General features: G+C 65.0%; 13 protein-coding genes and 1 pseudogene. 6 read left to right on the forward strand and 8 right to left on the reverse strand.

Annotated features, from left to right (window positions below; genetic code table 11):
- Positions 1–108 precede the first annotated feature (108 nt).
- Positions 109–1,371 carry a nucleotide disphospho-sugar-binding domain-containing protein gene (locus OOZ51_RS13575; RefSeq protein WP_265980200.1) on the forward strand — a complete coding sequence of 421 codons (1,263 nt, stop codon included), beginning with the start codon at positions 109–111 and terminating at the stop codon, positions 1,369–1,371.
- A 243-nt stretch (positions 1,372–1,614) separates the two neighbouring features.
- Positions 1,615–2,124 carry a hypothetical protein gene (locus OOZ51_RS13580; RefSeq protein ID WP_265980202.1) on the forward strand — a complete coding sequence of 170 codons (510 nt, stop codon included), beginning with the start codon at positions 1,615–1,617 and terminating at the stop codon, positions 2,122–2,124.
- Positions 2,125–2,475: 351 nt separating this feature from the next.
- Here the strand turns inward: OOZ51_RS13580 and OOZ51_RS13585 are convergent.
- The 5 genes and pseudogenes from OOZ51_RS13585 to OOZ51_RS13605 form a co-directional block, all read right to left on the reverse strand.
- A pseudogene (locus tag OOZ51_RS13585) lies at positions 2,476–2,732 on the reverse strand (recombinase family protein); the annotation flags it as partial.
- A 572-nt stretch (positions 2,733–3,304) separates the two neighbouring features.
- Complete coding sequence (locus OOZ51_RS13590; RefSeq protein ID WP_265980203.1) at positions 3,305–4,447, reverse strand: glycosyltransferase; 1,143 nt, start codon at positions 4,445–4,447, stop codon at positions 3,305–3,307.
- Position 4,448: 1 nt separating this feature from the next.
- Entirely contained in the window at positions 4,449–5,036 is a 588-nt protein-coding gene (locus OOZ51_RS13595; protein ID WP_265980204.1) for a TetR/AcrR family transcriptional regulator, read from the reverse strand.
- Between the two features lie 154 nt (positions 5,037–5,190).
- Positions 5,191–5,328 carry a hypothetical protein gene (locus OOZ51_RS13600; RefSeq protein ID WP_265980205.1) on the reverse strand — a complete coding sequence of 46 codons (138 nt, stop codon included), beginning with the start codon at positions 5,326–5,328 and terminating at the stop codon, positions 5,191–5,193.
- A 92-nt stretch (positions 5,329–5,420) separates the two neighbouring features.
- The gene (locus tag OOZ51_RS13605; RefSeq protein WP_265980206.1) at positions 5,421–6,173 is read right to left on the reverse strand and encodes an AfsR/SARP family transcriptional regulator; all 753 of its coding nucleotides are present in this window, start codon (positions 6,171–6,173) and stop codon (positions 5,421–5,423) included.
- A gap of 64 nt (positions 6,174–6,237) precedes the next feature.
- On the opposite strand from OOZ51_RS13605, the gene OOZ51_RS13610 reads away from it, so the two are divergent.
- Complete coding sequence (locus OOZ51_RS13610) at positions 6,238–6,396, forward strand: DUF1059 domain-containing protein (protein WP_265980207.1); 159 nt, start codon at positions 6,238–6,240, stop codon at positions 6,394–6,396.
- Positions 6,397–6,471: 75 nt separating this feature from the next.
- On the forward strand, positions 6,472–7,290 hold the full coding sequence (locus OOZ51_RS13615; RefSeq protein WP_265980208.1) for a sulfurtransferase: 819 nt from the start codon (positions 6,472–6,474) through the stop codon (positions 7,288–7,290).
- Between the two features lie 527 nt (positions 7,291–7,817).
- Here the strand turns inward: OOZ51_RS13615 and OOZ51_RS13620 are convergent.
- On the reverse strand, positions 7,818–9,476 hold the full coding sequence (locus OOZ51_RS13620) for a phosphodiester glycosidase family protein (RefSeq protein ID WP_265980209.1): 1,659 nt from the start codon (positions 9,474–9,476) through the stop codon (positions 7,818–7,820).
- Positions 9,477–9,619: 143 nt separating this feature from the next.
- On the opposite strand from OOZ51_RS13620, the gene OOZ51_RS13625 reads away from it, so the two are divergent.
- Positions 9,620–10,204 (forward strand): histidine phosphatase family protein, encoded by a 585-nt coding sequence (locus tag OOZ51_RS13625; RefSeq protein ID WP_265980211.1) that lies wholly within the window; start codon positions 9,620–9,622, stop codon positions 10,202–10,204.
- Between the two features lie 10 nt (positions 10,205–10,214).
- Here the strand turns inward: OOZ51_RS13625 and OOZ51_RS13630 are convergent, their stop codons facing one another.
- On the reverse strand, positions 10,215–12,878 hold the full coding sequence (locus OOZ51_RS13630; protein WP_265980213.1) for a PEP/pyruvate-binding domain-containing protein: 2,664 nt from the start codon (positions 12,876–12,878) through the stop codon (positions 10,215–10,217).
- A gap of 241 nt (positions 12,879–13,119) precedes the next feature.
- Here OOZ51_RS13630 and OOZ51_RS13635 point away from each other — a divergent pair, with 241 nt between their 5' ends.
- A complete protein-coding gene (locus OOZ51_RS13635) occupies positions 13,120–14,709 on the forward strand; it encodes an AMP-binding protein (RefSeq protein WP_265980215.1) in 1,590 nt (529 codons plus the stop codon).
- Here the strand turns inward: OOZ51_RS13635 and OOZ51_RS13640 are convergent.
- Entirely contained in the window at positions 14,706–15,761 is a 1,056-nt protein-coding gene (locus OOZ51_RS13640) for a glycosyltransferase (protein ID WP_323054754.1), read from the reverse strand. The genes OOZ51_RS13635 and OOZ51_RS13640 overlap by 4 nt on opposite strands.
- Between the last annotated feature and the right edge of the window lie 128 nt (positions 15,762–15,889).

Genomic DNA, 15,889 nt, shown 5'->3' on the forward strand with positions numbered 1-15,889 from the left:
ACACCCGCAATAGCGGGAATGGTTATCAATCTGCATGCTCCCTCGTCCACACCAGATCTTTCTGCCTCCTCCGTAGACGCACCGTTGCGGCTCACCTAAGCTCCAGGCATGGCATCAGTGATCGTTTGCAGCGGACCGCATGACGGTCACGTTTCGCCTATGCTGGGCGTGGCCCGGCAATTAATCGCCCGAGGGCACCGCGTGAGGTTCCTGACGGGTCCCGCATACAAGGAAGCCGTCCGGGCAAGCGGAGCGGAATTCGTGCCTCTGGGCGACGGGGCGGCCTCTGCGCCGGCGCCCAGTTCCACCACCGGCATCGCGGCGGTGCGTGAAGGTGTCCGCGCGCTCGTGATCGATCCTGCTCCCGGCCAGTTCCTCGCCCTGTCAACTGCGATAGCTGCCGAACCTGCGGATGTCGTCCTCGCGGAGGTCACCTTCGTTGGAGCGGGGACCCTCTCCGGACTCCCCCGCAAGAGCCGACCCGCAGTCATCGCCTGCGGCATACTGCCTTCAACCCTATCCAGCCAGGATTGCGCGCCCTTCGGTCTTGGGCTCACGCCGGGGCGCGGACCTGTTGCCCGCATGAGAAACAGGGCACTGAACTGGCTCGTGGAAAATGTCGTGTTGCGAGATAGCCAACGTCAGGTGGATGCGCTGATGCGCGAGCTGACGGGCGTTGGATTGGACGGGTTGTTCGTGCTCGATTGGCCGCGACGGGCCGAACTCATCGCGCAGTTCACGGTAGCTGAGTTCGAGTACCCACGGTCAGATGCGCCAGAGAGCCTGCGATTCTTTGGGCCAACGTCCCGGCACGCTGCCGCTGGCGTGGCGAGGCCGGAGTGGTGGGCGGATCTGGACGGCTCACGTCCCGTGATCTATGTGACGCAAGGAACGGTGTCGAATGCCGATTTCACGGCCCTGATAGCGCCGACACTGCAAGCACTTGCCCAAGAAAACGTGCTTGTCGTGGTCAGTGCCGGCCGCCGCCCCGTGGAGGATCTGCCGCCGCTTCCAGCCAACGCACGTGCCGCCGGGTTCCTGCCTGACGCTGACCTCATGCCCAAGGTTGCCGTCTATGTGACGAACGGAGGTTACGGAGGTCTTCACTACGCGATGGAAAACGGCGTACCCATCGTCGTCGCAGGCGACACTGAAGACAAGCCGGAGGGCGCTGCCCGCGTGGCATGGGCGGGTGTGGGAATCAACCTCAAAACCGGGCGGCCCACACCAGCGGCCATCAGGAACGCTGTGCGCAAGATCTTGAGCGACGGACGATACCAGACCGGCAGTAGGCGGATCGGAGCCGCGATCGCCGCCTCGCCGGGGGTCAACGGGCTCATCGACGAAATGGAAAGACTACTGCCACGGTAAATTCCCGGATCCGCAGAATAAGTAAGCAAGTGCGAGGCGACGAATGGGACCGCGAATAACAAGTAGGACCACTCAGTCGCTTCCCCACCGAATTGAGTAAAGTCGTTCCCGTGTGCCGGGCATCGAAGCCGGCCGCACGCGGGCGGCACTGCCGCCGTCAGGGTTCACCCGTTGCCGCCACTTGAAACGCATGGTCTCCGCCCATGGGTGATGCGTTCCCTGCAAGACATTCAGGAGACCACCATGCTTGGAAAAACACCCCGCCGTCTCGCACCCTGGGCCGCGATCGCAGCGTTGTTGCTCGCCGCCGCACCGGCCAGCGCCGACGTCAGCCGCCCGCCCTCCCTCCAAAATTTCGACTTCAAGATACCGGCAGGACAAGGCTGTTCCTTCGCTATAGACATCAAAGGCACGAACGGACAGATCACCGAGGTGACCCTCAAAAACGGCAGCATCTTCAACGTCGGGAAAGGAGTCCTCCTTACCTACACGAACCTCAGCAACGGCAAAACCTATACCGTCAATACCTCCGGCTCCGTAAACCGTTTCATCCAAAACGCGAACGGAACCGTCACTCTGGAGGCCACCGGCCACAACGGCTTCATCTTCTTCCCGACCGACGCGACGGGCCCGAGAGTGACCCAGTACACCGGACGGATCGTGGTCACGCTGGACTCACTAGTGACCCAAAACGCGCTATCCGTGAACGCAACCTCCGGCCAGGCAGTGGACGTCTGCGCCGCAATCTCCTAAGCACTGCACCTCGGACCGATTCCCAATAACCACAACCCGTACATTTCAGCGGTTGAACTCCTTCCCGCAGGTTGAAACGAGGAGGAGTTCAACTTCCAGGTCAACATCTCGATCCGGTCGTCCGCTGACGACCTCATGGGGTCGCCGTAGTACTCGCGGAAAATCGGGCGGACATCACCCGGATGCCTTCGGCCCGGAGTGTTACTGAAGTTCGGCGTGCGGCAGGCTGGGTGACCCGCCGACATCCGGAGGATCGTCCAGGGCGCCCCTCTGCCCACCTCAATTGGGCGACCGGGACGTCAGAGAAGCCGGTGGCTGTCAAGCGATGCCGAAGTACCGAACGATGGCGCGCTAGACGGTTGAACGCGCTACCGCGAAGAGTTCGGCATGCTCCACCGTCGTGTGCGTCCCAGCTCGGCGAACGGAGACCAGGTGCGCTTCCTGTGTTTTGGAGAGTTCGGGCTGTTCCATCGGAGGCGGCCTTTCCCCTTGGCGACGGCCATGCCTTCCCGGGTCGCTGCCCGGATCAGGTCGGCTTCGAATTCGGCAACCATGGCCAGGACGTTGGAGAGGAGCCGACCTACGGGATCGGTCGGGTCATGGACGGAGCGGTTCCAAACCGGTAGGCGCCAGTCGGGGCTGTCAGCGCCTAGTGGTCAGCCGGAACTTCCATAGCTCACGAGAGTCAACCGGGTACCCGCTCCGGGGATTATCCGGCTGGATCTTAGCCACGCCCTGAGCACCGACTTTAACCACCGTATTGGCATGGTCCGCACTCGTTTAGATCACCAGGTACGTCTAACCATCCGATGCCCAACAGGACTGCCAGAACAAATGATAGACAGTGCTGAGCAAGGCCATGCTGAGTACTTTGCGCCGGCACGGTTCCCTCGATTCTTACAATTCGCGGGCCCCCGGCGACTGCCCGTGAAAGATGCGGCTACGAGAGACCAGTTAGAAACTCAAGCCAAATGTGCTGCCCGGCAACGGCGTTGCGTATGGACCTACGTACTAGGCCCGGTACTCCTGTAGTGTCCCTGCCCGACATGCAGCTGGCCAGCAATTTGTTGGGTGACTGGTGCGAGGTTAGGGTTTCCGGGATGGGCGTACAGGGGTCAGGCGGTGGTCCATGATGACGGCCGCATTGAACGCATCCGGTACAAATGACGGCCGGGGCTGTTCAGTCGAGTTGGACCGGGACCACATCGGCATCATGGGCGCGTGCGCCCAGAATCTCGAGGAGGCGGTCCGCGGCGACGCGCGCACCATCACCTGCACGTAGCCGCTGGCCGATCACGGCCGCCGCCGCAGCGAAACTCTCGGTCTCCAGCAGGGTCGTCAGCGCTCGGGCGATGTCCTCGGGCGATGCTTTCCGGCTGAGTCGGATGCCCGCACCGGCATCTGCGACCGTGCGAGCAATGATTGGCTGGTCGATTGCTGGATGCATCGGCATGATGATCAGGGGGAGATCGTGGGCGAGGGCGGCCATGGTTGTCGAGTGGCCACCGTGGCCGATCACTGCAGTGGCGGTAGACATTATTTTGTCATGCCGGGCAAATGCCAGCACTTCGACATTTGGGGGTGCCGAGAGTTCGTCGGGATCCATCGCTGGTCCGGTCGTGACGATCGCCCTGAGCGGGAGGTTTGCGAGGGCTGTCAGGATGTGGCGGTAGGCATCATCCTGTCCCGGCCACGATATGGTGCTCAGGCTGACCAGCACGAGAGGCTGCGCGGTTGGGTCTACGGCACGGGGTGTGCCATGCTCAACGACGCCGCTCCACACACGATTCGGGCTTGCAGATTTCCCGGCCGGGTCGAGCGTTTGATCGCTGACCACCAACTCGAGGTCCGCCTGTGCCCAGAGCGTGCGGGCATTGAGTCCCTTCAGCCGGGCGAGTCCGCCGATGGGCCCTTTGACCCAGTCCCTGGTCCAGAACTTGTAATAAGTGTGGAACAGCACGGCGTGCTTGTGCCCAGCGGTGTTGGCTGCTTTGAGCACGGACAGGAGCATACAGTCGATGACGATCAGGTCTGCTGGATCCTCGTTGATGAGGTCGATGAGGTCCTGGCCAAGTCCAGGGTTTGTGCTGATGTGCAGGAGATCGGCAATTGCCCGCGGGACCGACTTGCCTCGGGTTGGCTCCCAGTGCGGCATCCGTCGGAATGCTGTGAACTCGAAGCCCGCGTTTTGGAGCGAGACGCGTTGACGCTCATGGCCGAGGAAGCGTACGCGGTGGCCGCGGGTGAGCAGTTCGCGGCCTATGGCGATCGCCGGGGGGACATTGCCGCCAGCATCGACGGTAACAAAGAGGATGGTTGACATCTTAGATTCCTTCCAGGATTTTCCCGATCAGACGAAGCATTCGTGACTCTGCCTCGGGGCGGGCGAGGCCCCGATCGCGGCGGAGGAGCTTCCAGGTGTAGACATCGCTGGCGACAACGAGCAGGTCGATGATCTCGTCCTGCCCGGCGGCCGAGCTTTGGGTCAGCAGTGGGGCAAATACCCGGGTGACCCAGTCGCGGTGCAGCCGTCTGCCGGCCGCCGTGATGTCGGCGGCCCGGGGTTCCCAGTGCTCTTGGCCGAGGAGGAGAAGCACGCCGTCGCCGCGCAGCTCGTAGTGATCGAACAGCGTGCGGATGGCCGTGGAGACGTCGCCAGGGTTGACCGCTCGCTCGGTAACGACGCGCGCGGTCGCGGACTCTGTCACCGCGTCCAGTAGGCGATCGCGGCTGCCGAATTGGCGGAGCACGGTTTGCACGGTCACCCCGGCCAGGCTTGCGATGGCGGGCAGCGTAAGGGCGATGAGCGGCTTCTCGTTGGCGAGTTCGATTGTCGCGTTGATGATGCGTTCCCTTGTTTGTGCAGCGGTATCGGCGCGGGTACGCATCTCATAGGGTCGGGTAACTTTCATGATAATGCCAATTAACACCAAATATGCATTTCATGTCAATGCTTTTACACATGAAATTTTTGATACCGGGCAGAGACCTCGAACAGCCCCAATCCAAGACCGTGGTAATCGAGCATGTCGGCCACCATCAACGCCGCCCCCGATCAAAAGCAGGTCACGCGCCGGACTTCCCGGAAGGCAGTTGGAAAGGAATCGGCAGGACCAGCTGGACCGGTTCGGTGCCGACCGGCTCGTCGAGCAGATCGTTGATTGAGGTCTGACCTTCCAGCTCGTCTTCCCGGCTCGTCTCCACGCCATGACTCCATGTGCGCCTCCTCATCGGAGAACGATAGACACACGGGCCCATCGGTGAACGCCTGTCCCGAGGAGAGTGCCCCCCGAGGGTCAGGTCCGGCCGACGAGCTGCTGGTAGAGCGCCCGGGTGCTCGGGCCGGGCGAGACACCTAGCTGGTCGCGGAGAAGGTTGGACAGCCGGCCGTACACAGCCAGGGCCTCGGCCAGGTTGTCCTGCGCGGCGAGAGCCTGCATCAGGTAGCGATGGCCGCTTTCGCGCAGAGGGTCCAGAGCGATGAGCCGGCGTCCAGCACGGAGCGCACCTGCGAGTTCGGCGCCGCCGATGCCGAGCTCGGCGGCGGCGTAACATTCCAGGGCCCGCAGCCGGATCTCGGCGAGCTGGTTGCGGGTCTGGTCGATCCAATCAGCATCCTCGCCAGGCAGGAATCCGCGTTCGGCGACGAACAAGGCGACCAGAACCGGTCCCCAGGCGCGGGCCCAGTCCTGCTGAGCCACGGCAGACTCGGCACGGTGAATTGCCTCCACGGCAGCTTCGAGGTCAATCCATGCGTCGGGGAGGTGAAGCTGGACAGTGACGCGTCCATCGACCGCGTCCGGGCCGAAAACGTGGCGGAGCTTTGAGATCAACGGGTTGAGGCGCGCGTCGATCCCGGCCGAATCGGGAGAGCGCCACAACGCCTCGACGAGCTCGTCGCGGGGCACTTGGCGGTGCCGGTTGACGACGAGATAGGTGAACATGAGGCGCCCCTGACGACCGGGCAGGCCGTGATCAAGCCTGATACCGTCCCGCTCCACAACTAGTGGCCCGCAGATCTGGAGACGCAGCGCTGACTGCACGGTCATGACACCATGATCGCATGCGCCCTCATCGCTCCGGAGAGGGCTCGACAAGGTTTGGGAGGTCGTTATGGCGAAGCTCATCCGATGCGAATGCGGGTTCGTCGTCCGCGGCGACACTGACGAGGAAGTGATCGGAGCGATCCGCGGCCACATCGCCAGCGACCATCCGGCCCTCCTCCAAGCAGTCAGTCGCGAGGATCTGCTGGGGTGGATCCAAGTGGAATAGGCAGACACGCCGACGCCAAGGTAGCGCCAACTTTGAGCCAACCTTGGCCCAATGACCAGCGCGCAGAATGTGGACATGCTCATCGAACCCATCTGGCTAGCAAATCACCTCTACGATCCTGCGGTCCGCGTCGTCGAAGTGGATGTTTCCGCGACCGCCTACAACCAATGGCACATCGACGGCGCCGTGCTGTGGAACGTCTACGCCGACCTCAAAGACGACCGGTATCGCCCGATCGACAGAGGAACGTTTGAACGACTGTTGGCCCGATCCGGCATCGGCCCGGCCTCGACGGTCGTGTGCTACGGATACGCCCCGGCACTCGGCTACTGGCTGCTCAAACTGTACGGTCACGCCGACGTCCGCATCCTGAACTGCTCCCGCGACGCCTGGCGCACCGAAGGACATCCCTACGGCACGTCACCGATCCGGGTGGACGAGGCTCCGTATCAGCTCACCGAACGCGACCAGGGGCTGTTCGCCGACATGCCGGCCGTGCGGCAGGCCATCGGCCGCCCTGGAACAACGATTCTGGATGTCCGTTCCGGGCCAGAGTACGCCGGTGAGCGGTTCTGGCCCTCCGGCGGAATGGAGCCGGGAGGGCGCGCCGGTCACATCCCGACGGCCGTCCACCGGGCGTTCGACGATCTCTACGACCAGAAAGGCGCATTCCTCCCGGTCGACGAGTTGCGCCAGGCGATGCACTTGCCCGAGCTCGAGGAAGAAGACGAGCTGATCACCTACTGCACCGTCGGGGGCCGCGCGGCCACCGCGTGGTACGTCCTCACCGAAATTCTCGGACGCGAGGGTGTCCGGGTCTACGACGGATCCTGGGCCGAATGGGGCCTTCGCCCCGACACCCCGATCGAGACACCGCACGCTTCAGCACTCTAGGGGAACGCAAGGCGTGAACTCCCTACGACGGCCCGAACATCAGGACAACCGCCGAAGCCGCTGGCATGGTGCGGACGGATCGTCTCTCGTGGGCGAAGGCCAGGGCGGCGATGCGGCAGTGAAGACGGTGCCACAGTCTTCGCGCCCGTTCCGGCCGGCCCGCGTTCAAGGAAGCCCGGATCAGACACCCATCCCGTTCAAGCTGACGGGCTCCCGCCTTCACCGCAGACGAAGACGGCCGCCAGCGCCTGGAAACCGTGGAAAACCCCGTCGTCTGAAGCCACGTCGAGCACATGAGTATGTTGATGGACCTCCGTGTAGGTTTCCTCCAATAGCCGTCGTTATGGGCCCCTGTAACCGCGGGGCGCCTCAAACCTCAATGCCAGCAACGGACTTATCACGCCCCGGCATGCGCGTTGCTTCGTGGGAAACAAGATCCTCCACTATCACCCGACCGGGGACAATAGTGCCGCCGCGGAGGACGGACCGGACGCAGGGCACCCCTGCGTCCGGTCAACGTGGGAGTCCTACTGCTCGTCCTTGCGGGCAGGAAGCACGAGGAGTGCGTCCCCGACGGCACGTTCCGATCCGCCCGACGGGCTGTTCAGGACTTTTCCGCTGGCAACCGCTGTTGTTGAGCCGCCACCGTCCAGGTTCATGGCCTGAACCATGCCGAGCGATACGGCGACGTCAGCCTCTTCCTTCAAGCTCAGTCCCAGTGAGGCAGTTGAGCGTCCGTCTGCGGTAACAAGGATGGTTCTACCCTGGGCATCCGTCCCGGCGAAGGTCCGGGGGTTCCGCTTGTGGACCCAGCCGTAGTAGAAGCTGTTTCCGTCATTGGGGTGGACCATGCCGTCATGTTTGACGGTGACGTCTTCGCTGCCGTCCTTGACCAGCAGCGGGCCGCCGTTCACGACGCTCGTGGACCTATTGGTGTGGAGGGTTTTGCCATCCGGGCCGAGCAGGCCGGCGTCGATCTTCAGCTTGGCGCCCACGGGCGCCAGTGCGCGGAGCCGTGCGACGTCGGTTCCGGTCGCCTGGACGGTGTGTCCGCCCACAGGAACGGCCGTGCCGCGGGTTTCTGCGGTGGAAGTAACGGTGTCGTGGCTGTCCACCGTCACCTCAAGGCCCGCCCCGGCTGGAGTGGACGGCCCGAACTCCGGGGTGAAGGTCACGAGCTCGTTCGGGTTGGTACAGGTGACGTCCTGGAGTGCGCGCGGGGTCGGCAAGTCGTTGGCGCCGCCGCAGTTTCGGATCAGGCCGGGAACCCGGTCGATGCCGTCCAAAGCCGTCTCCCCGGAACCCGAGGAGAGCTTCCCGGCCCAGGTCAGGCGCTGGATGCTGGTGGCGTTCTTCTTGCCGTCAATGACCAGGCCCGGTCGGTCGGCGACGGGTTCGCTGAGGGTTTTCCCGGCGTACACACCAACACCGGCGGGGTCTCCTTCGGCGCCGGCCTTCGGGTCGAAGACGAAGAAACCAGCGTTGATCGCGGCGATGGCGTGCGCGTCGGAAGCCAGTTGACTCGTCGTCTCCCGCTTCTCCAGATCCGGTCCGAACGAGGCGGCAAGCTGACCCTGGTACGTCCCTGGGTCGATCGTGATGACATCAAGGTTCCACGGCCCGCGGGTCGTCGTGCTGGTCCCGGCGTCGCCGTCCCAGCCCGAATAGATCACTGACGAGGCAAAACCGGCGGCTTTGATCTTCGCGACGACAGAGGCCCCGTCGTCCCGCGCGGCGAGATGGCCGGCGCGGACCCGGTATCCGAGATCGCCCCCGGCATCAGCCAACTGGGGCGACTGGACCTGTTCGATCCGGGCATCGACGCCGGCGGCTTTGAGCTTATCGGCGGTGCGCTGCGCGGTGGCCTGGCTTGAGAGAGCTGAGGCGGGTGCGTCAGGATCCGGCGAGTCCGAAGGGATGGCAACCTCGGCCGTCCAGAAAAGCGAAGAGTCTGCTCCGCCGCGGCTGATTTTGGTCAACGTGACGCCCGGGGCGAGGGTTGTCACGGTCCGGTTCTCGGGAAGATCGGCGGCGCCGAGGTTGAGGTGCGTGTTCCGATCCGTACCGTGTTCACTGATCTGACCGTCATCCGCGTGGGTCGGGCCAACGGGGCTGAGGATCGCTGAAATGACAGCGAGTACCAGGCCGCCGGTCAGGACGCTGCGGGACTTAAGGGGCGATTTCATTCGTCTACCGTACAAAGGCTCGACGGCGGGCCCGGCCCCGATTGGCGGTTTGGGGCGCCTATTGCCCCAACCTTCACTCCACGTTCACTTACGCAACTGCCCTGATGCGGGAGGCAGAAGGAACGCAGGGCAGAATGGAAAACATGCCCCTCACGACATTCGCCCTCGTCCGCCATGGCCAGACAGACTGGAATGCGCAGCGCCGGCTGCAAGGATCCACTGACATTCCGCTGAACGACGTCGGCCGCGGCCAGGCGCGTGACGCCGTCGCCGTCCTGTCGGGTTACGAATGGGACGCGATCGTATCCTCGCCGCTGAGCCGGGCCGCGGAAACCGCCGACCTGATCGCCGGCGGGCTGGGGCGCAGTGTGGACCGGCGCGTGCCGGAGCTCACCGAGCGTCGTTTCGGACGAGCCGAGGGCCTGCACGCCGGCCCGGAACTGGACGCATTGCGCATCTCCGGCAGTTTCGAGGGCGCAGAAAGCGAGGACGAGGCAGCATCCCGCGGGTTGTCCGCGCTGGAAGCACTAGCCGAAGAGTTCCGCGGCCGCCGCGTCCTGGTGGTCGCCCACGGCACGCTGCTCCGGGTGAGCCTTAACCGCGCCATCGGCCGCACCTTGGAAAGCATCGACAACGCTGCGCTCAATCTGGCCCACCATCACCCCGTTGACGGCTGGCAGCTCGAATACTTCAACGGCGAGCGCATACTGGCGGCAGTCGGGGGCTGACCTGCCGTTACTACCCTGAAGGCCGCCCCTCAATCGTGACGGTGCCGGCGTCGCCGTCGACACGGATCCGTTGACCGCTGGCAATGCGCTGGGTGGCCACTCCGGTGCCGAGCACCGCGGGGATGCCGTACTCCCGGGCCACGATCGAACTGTGGCTCAACGGGCCGCCAACGTCTGTGACCACGGCCGAGGCCATCGCGAACAGGGAGGTCCATGCAGGCGTGGTGATCCGGGCGACCAGGACGTCCCCGGGCATCATCAGCGCGAAGTCCTGGGGCCCGCTGAGGACCCGGGCAGGAGCAGTGACCCGGCCCGAACTGGCGCCGACTCCCTTGATGACGTCGCCTTGCTGTTGCTGCGAGCGTGCCGGCATCATCCCCCCGAAGGTCCGTTCCATCCAACGGCTCTCCGGTAGCAGTTGCGGGGCCGCGGCCTTTGCCTGGCCGCGCCAGAGCATCTTGCGTTCCTCGATAGCTTCGGCCCGTACGGGCCTTTCCGCTCCGGTTATCGTTCCCTCCCCCGCAAGGCCGAACTCGACGGCGGTTCGCAGCTCCTGCTCGCGCAGCCAGAACACGTCGGCGGCCTGGCTGATCACACCGGAACTGGCCAGCCGTTGTCCGAGCTCAAGCAGCATCCGCCGAATCAGGGGCCAGGCCAGCCCGACGTCGGCCAGGGCGTCCTCGCGGATCGGTGCGGACTTCTGCGCCCACCGGAGCAGACGGAGGAACGCGGCCCGGCGGTTCCGCCCGAGCCGGCGTTGCCCGAGCCGGGCAAGCATGCGTTCGGTTTGGTCCTCCCGCCGGGCGGCCGAGAGTCGCTGGCGCTCGTGCGGGTCGTTGCCCTGTCCCCGTAGGTAAAACTTGACCGTGTCCAGCAGCGCCGCAGGATCGTCGGCCGGGAGAGGGCTGAGGAAGTCAAGGTTGTAGACCGCGTGGCCGAACCGGTCGAGGTGGGCCTGGAAGCGTGGATGCCATTGCTCCCAGAGTGCTTGGTCCATGCCGGCAGGCGGGAGCCCGGTGCGCTGTGACTCGGCCAACGACGCCGTCGATTCCTTAAGGATCGCCGGGGCCAGCCCCTGAACTTCCCGGGCCCAGCCTGCGAGGTCGTACAACGACTTCTCCGCCCGGATCGGTTCGCTGTCGTAGCCCAGGAGGAATGTTTCGGCCGGGGGATCTCCTTGGCGCCGAACGAGTTTGTCGTAATAGGCCCGGAAAGAGATTTCGCTCGCCGCGGCGATCGGAATGACTGACTCCACGGCCGTGTAGTAGACGGTCCCCGCATCCAGCAACGTCCGGACGCCCTCAAGCAGTTCCCCACCTGCGAGCTCCCCTATCGGCTTTTCCGACCATCCGTTGATCACCTGCCGGTAGCGAGGATGCGAGAATTCCCGCCAGCCATCGACGCCCATGTGCGCCTCGCCGCGAGCCAGGGCGAGCATAGCCGCCGGCGCCTTGCCCATCACCCGCCACATTCCTGAGGTGCGGTAGTAATAGTAGGCGTAACCGTTGACGGTGGGCAGTCCGACGTCGCCGTCCCTGACGACGTCACTGCCGACGGCCTCGTTCAGCAGGGCCTTGAGCGACCGGGTCACCGAGCCGTCAATGAGGTCGGCGAACAGGGGCGAGAGCGGGTCCGGCAGTTGTTCCACGATGCTCGCCCTGAAATAAAGTCCTTTCGGATAGGGCACGGGCCAGGTATCGGGGATGTCAGCCGCAGGTTGAGGCAGTGCCGTGATGGGCCGGGACTGCAGGATGAAAAATTCGCCGCCGGCCCGTGCCCACTCGATGTCCTGCGGGACCCCGAAATGATCGGCAATCCGGGTCCCGTAGCGGGCCAGCGCGGCCGCCGCCCCGTCGTCGAGCACTGGCTGGTTCCGGCGGGCGGCCGGCACCCGTTGCTCTGTGGTTCCTTGGCCGCCGTCCGCGTAGACGGTCATCGTCTCTTTGTCTGCCGTCCTCCGCGAGAGCACTCGCTCAGTCCCGGCATCGACGACGACGTCGTCCGTGGTGACGGTTCCGCTGACCACGGACTCTCCCAGGCCCCACGCGGCACCGATTACAATCTGCTCGCGCCGCCCGTTGGCCGGATTGGCTGTGAACATGACCCCGGCGGCCTCGGCCTCGACCATCTGCTGGACCACGACCGCCAGGCGCACAGCTTCCGGTCCGATGCCTTCACGGACACGGTAGGCCATGGCACGCGCCGTCCACAGGGAAGCCCAGCAATCTCTTACCGCGACGGCCAGGGCGTCCGCGCCGCGGACGTTGAGGTAGGTTTCCTGCTGTCCGGCGAAGCTGGCCGAGGCGAGGTCCTCGGCCGTGGCAGAGGAGCGAACAGCTACGGCCTCGTCCCCGTTGCCGAGGCTTCGATAGGCCGCGCCGAGTTCGTCGGCCATCCCGGCGGGCATGGTGCCGCCGGCGAACAGGGCCCGGATCCGCTCCGAAGCGTCTTCGTAGTCCTGCGGCGTGGCTTGGGGCGACAGAGCGGCCAGTTCCTGGGTGCCCGCTCCAAGGTGATTGGCATCCACAAAAGCCGAATAGGCTGCGGTGTTCAAGACAAACCCCGGAGGGACCGGCACCCCGGCCCGGACGAGGCCGCCCAGGCCAACACCCTTGCCACCGGCCACGGCGACATCGGCGCTTCCCACATCGCGTAAGTTGTTGATGTATGTCACAACCGTGCGTCCATTCTGCCCGCGGCCGGGCCCCATCGAATTGACCCTGATTCCCAACATACTGGCACGCCCAGGGGCAAGAGGCCATGGATCACGGTTGCAGCGGGCGGCGGCCAGGACGCCGCCCATCGTGGCGGAAGACGAGCATCCTCAGGCGAGGCTCCCCTTGTCCCTGCCCCGGACACCGGGTGTAATGGACGCACGACGGCGACTCCCGCCGTCGTGCGTCGAAGGAGCCCCCATGTTCGCCAGCCCGTACCCGGACGTCGAGATTCCCGAAGCCACTCTGTACGACTACCTGTTCGGCGGGTTAAGCGTTGAAGACCTGGACCGGGTGGCGCTTGTGGACGGCGCGGCCGGCGGCGAAACGACGTACCGCGAGCTCGTCACGCGCATCGATGCCCTCGCCGGCTGGCTCGCAAGCCACGAAGCCGGGCCGGGGACCATCGCGGGACTTTTCTGCCCCAACATCCCGGCGTTCGCCGTCGTCTTCCACGGGATCCTCCGCGCGGGCGCCGCCGTCACCACCGTCAACGCGCTGTACACGGCCGATGAAGTCGGCCGCCAGCTTACCGACGCGGGTGCCTCGTGGCTCTTCACCATTTCGCCGTTCCTTGAGCGGGCCCAGGCCGCGGCAACGGCTGCAGGCATACCTGCCGAGCGGCTCATGGTGCTCGACGGCGGTGACGCGGCCGCCGCTGCCGGACATCCTTCCCTCGCCGAGGCGCTCGCCGCGGGCCTCCCCGCTCCGGACGTGCGCGTCGACCCGCACGCCGCGGCCGTCATCCCCTATTCCTCGGGCACGAGCGGCACCCCAAAGGGCGTCATGCTGAGCCAGTACAACCTCGTAGCGAACGTTGCCCAGAACAGCGGCTTCGGGCTGACTCCCGACGACGTGCTGCTTGCCGTCCTGCCGTTCTTCCATATCTACGGCCTGACCGTCCTGCTCAACCTCGCCTTCGCCGAGCGTGCGCAACTCGTGACCATGCCGAAGTTCGATTTCCCGGAGTTCCTGCGGATCACCCAGGACTACCGCTGCACCTACCTGTTCATCGCCCCGCCTATCGCGGTTCCGCTCGCGAAGCACCCGCTGGTCGACCAGTACGACCTCTCGTCGGTCCGCGTCGTGGTCTCCGGCGCGGCGCCGCTCGACGGCAAACTGGGCGCCGCCGTCGTGCGTCGTCTCGGGTGCGTCATGCTCCAGGGATACGGCATGACCGAACTCAGCCCGGTCTCCCATTCAATTCCCCTTCAGGACGCCAACACTGTTCCCCTTGATTCCGTCGGTTACCCCATCCCGAACACGGAGTGCAAGCTCCTCGACATTGCCACCGACGAAGAGATCCCGCTGCCCTCCGAGGGAGAGAGCGGGCGCGGCCAGCTCCTGGTCAGGGGTCCGCAGGTCATGCTCGGCTATCTAAACCGGCCGGACGCGACGGCCGCCACGATCGACCCCGATGGTTTCCTCCGCACAGGCGACATCGCGACGGTTACGGCTGGCGGCGTCGTGACGATCGTTGACCGGCTTAAGGAGCTCATCAAGTACAAGGGCTACCAGATCGCGCCCGCCGAACTCGAAGCGCTCCTTCTCACCCACCCGCGGATTGCGGACGCCGCGGTTATCGGCGTGCCAGCGGACGACGGCGAGGAGGTCCCGAAGGCGTTCGTCGTCCGGCAAGCGGGGGCTGAGCTGGGTGACGAGGACGTCATGGTGTTCGTCGCCGAGCACGCGGCGCCGTTCAAGCGCGTGCGGTTCGTCGAGTTCGTTGACGCGATTCCCAAGTCGGCGTCGGGGAAGATCCTTAGGCGGGAGCTTCGCGCGCGAGGCTAATGATGTGTACCGGTGACGATGCGAAGGACCTCGCGGGCCGTTTCCTCCCATCGCGGCAACGCCTGGCTGGCTGCCGCAGCGGCATCCTGCCATCTCTTCCGCAGAGCCGAATCGCTGAGCCATCTTTGGAGCATCTCCGCCAAAGATCCGGTTCCCGGGGCAAGATCGATGGCTTCGCCGGCCCCGTGGGCTCCGAGCGCTTCGACGGCGCCGGTTCCCTTGCGAACCACCACCGGTATACCGTGAGCCAGGGATTCCTGGACAACCATGCCGAAGGACTCCGAATGCGAGATCAGCAAACTGAGATCCGCGCGGAGCCACTGTTCCTCCAAAGCCGGACCGGAAAGTTCGCCTCGTAGTTCCACGCGCTTCTCGAGTCCATGCCGGAAGATGCGCTCTCGCACGGCCGCTGAGTAGGACGGGTCGGCGGTTGTGGAACCCACAACCGCCGCTGTCCAGGCCAGATCCTTGATCCGCGCCAACTCCTCGACAAAGAAGATCTGGTCCTTATTGGGAAGCAGGGCGCCAACCATGATGAAGTGCGGTGCCTCCGAAGCCCCGGACGGCCTTGGCCTTCCTCCCGGTCCCCCGGGAATTGCCCGCTTCCCGGGGCGATCTGCGCCGGCGGTCGCTACATGCACGTTCGGCAGACCCCACCGTTTGGCGGCTTCGGCGGTGCCGGAGCCGGTGCAAAGAAGACCGGTCGCGGCGCGGAGTGCACGCTTTTCAAGGGGCTGTTCACCGGAAAGGGGCATGTGGAGCAACACCCAGACCCTGCGTCCGGTAGCGGTAGCGGTCTCGATTTCCGTGGGCGCTCCCGTGGCAATCAGGCCATCGACAATGCAGATGGACAAATTGTCTCCGGCGAGCGCCGCAGCTAGATGGCTCTTGTCCGCGGCGGTTCCGGAAGGCCAACCACCGTCAAGGCTATGGACCGCGACTTCCGCGCCTTGGGCACGGAGGGATTCGACCAGCCTCGCGTTGTAGATGTTGCCGCCGGAACGGTGACGCACGTTTGCCGGCACGATCATGCGGACCTTGACCAAGGGCATTCCCTCCATTCACGCCAGTGAATTACTTGCCCGGCCCACCCAGCCGCGCCCCTTTTAAGGCATGCCGCAACTATATCGAAGGGGGCTTGCGCTCCCGGTACTTAGCGATACTATGTATTGGTAGCTAG

Source organism: Arthrobacter rhizophilus, assembly GCF_026241105.1.
GTDB lineage: Bacteria > Actinomycetota > Actinomycetes > Actinomycetales > Micrococcaceae > Arthrobacter.

Bases quoted from the DNA above. Each gene is read 5' to 3' on its own strand.
- OOZ51_RS13610 (WP_265980207.1), top strand. From the start codon at position 6,238: ATGGCGAAGCTCATCCGATGCGAATGCGGGTTCGTCGTCCGCGGCGAC.
- OOZ51_RS13625 (WP_265980211.1), top strand. From the start codon at position 9,620: ATGCCCCTCACGACATTCGCCCTCGTCCGCCATGGCCAGACAGACTGG.
- OOZ51_RS13595 (WP_265980204.1), bottom strand. From the start codon at position 5,036: ATGAAAGTTACCCGACCCTATGAGATGCGTACCCGCGCCGATACCGCT.
- OOZ51_RS13615 (WP_265980208.1), top strand. From the start codon at position 6,472: ATGCTCATCGAACCCATCTGGCTAGCAAATCACCTCTACGATCCTGCG.
- OOZ51_RS13635 (WP_265980215.1), top strand. From the start codon at position 13,120: ATGTTCGCCAGCCCGTACCCGGACGTCGAGATTCCCGAAGCCACTCTG.
- OOZ51_RS13580 (WP_265980202.1), top strand. From the start codon at position 1,615: ATGCTTGGAAAAACACCCCGCCGTCTCGCACCCTGGGCCGCGATCGCA.
- OOZ51_RS13605 (WP_265980206.1), bottom strand. From the start codon at position 6,173: ATGACCGTGCAGTCAGCGCTGCGTCTCCAGATCTGCGGGCCACTAGTT.
- OOZ51_RS13640 (WP_323054754.1), bottom strand. From the start codon at position 15,761: ATGCCCTTGGTCAAGGTCCGCATGATCGTGCCGGCAAACGTGCGTCAC.
- OOZ51_RS13575 (WP_265980200.1), top strand. From the start codon at position 109: ATGGCATCAGTGATCGTTTGCAGCGGACCGCATGACGGTCACGTTTCG.
- OOZ51_RS13590 (WP_265980203.1), bottom strand. From the start codon at position 4,447: ATGTCAACCATCCTCTTTGTTACCGTCGATGCTGGCGGCAATGTCCCC.
- OOZ51_RS13620 (WP_265980209.1), bottom strand. From the start codon at position 9,476: ATGAAATCGCCCCTTAAGTCCCGCAGCGTCCTGACCGGCGGCCTGGTA.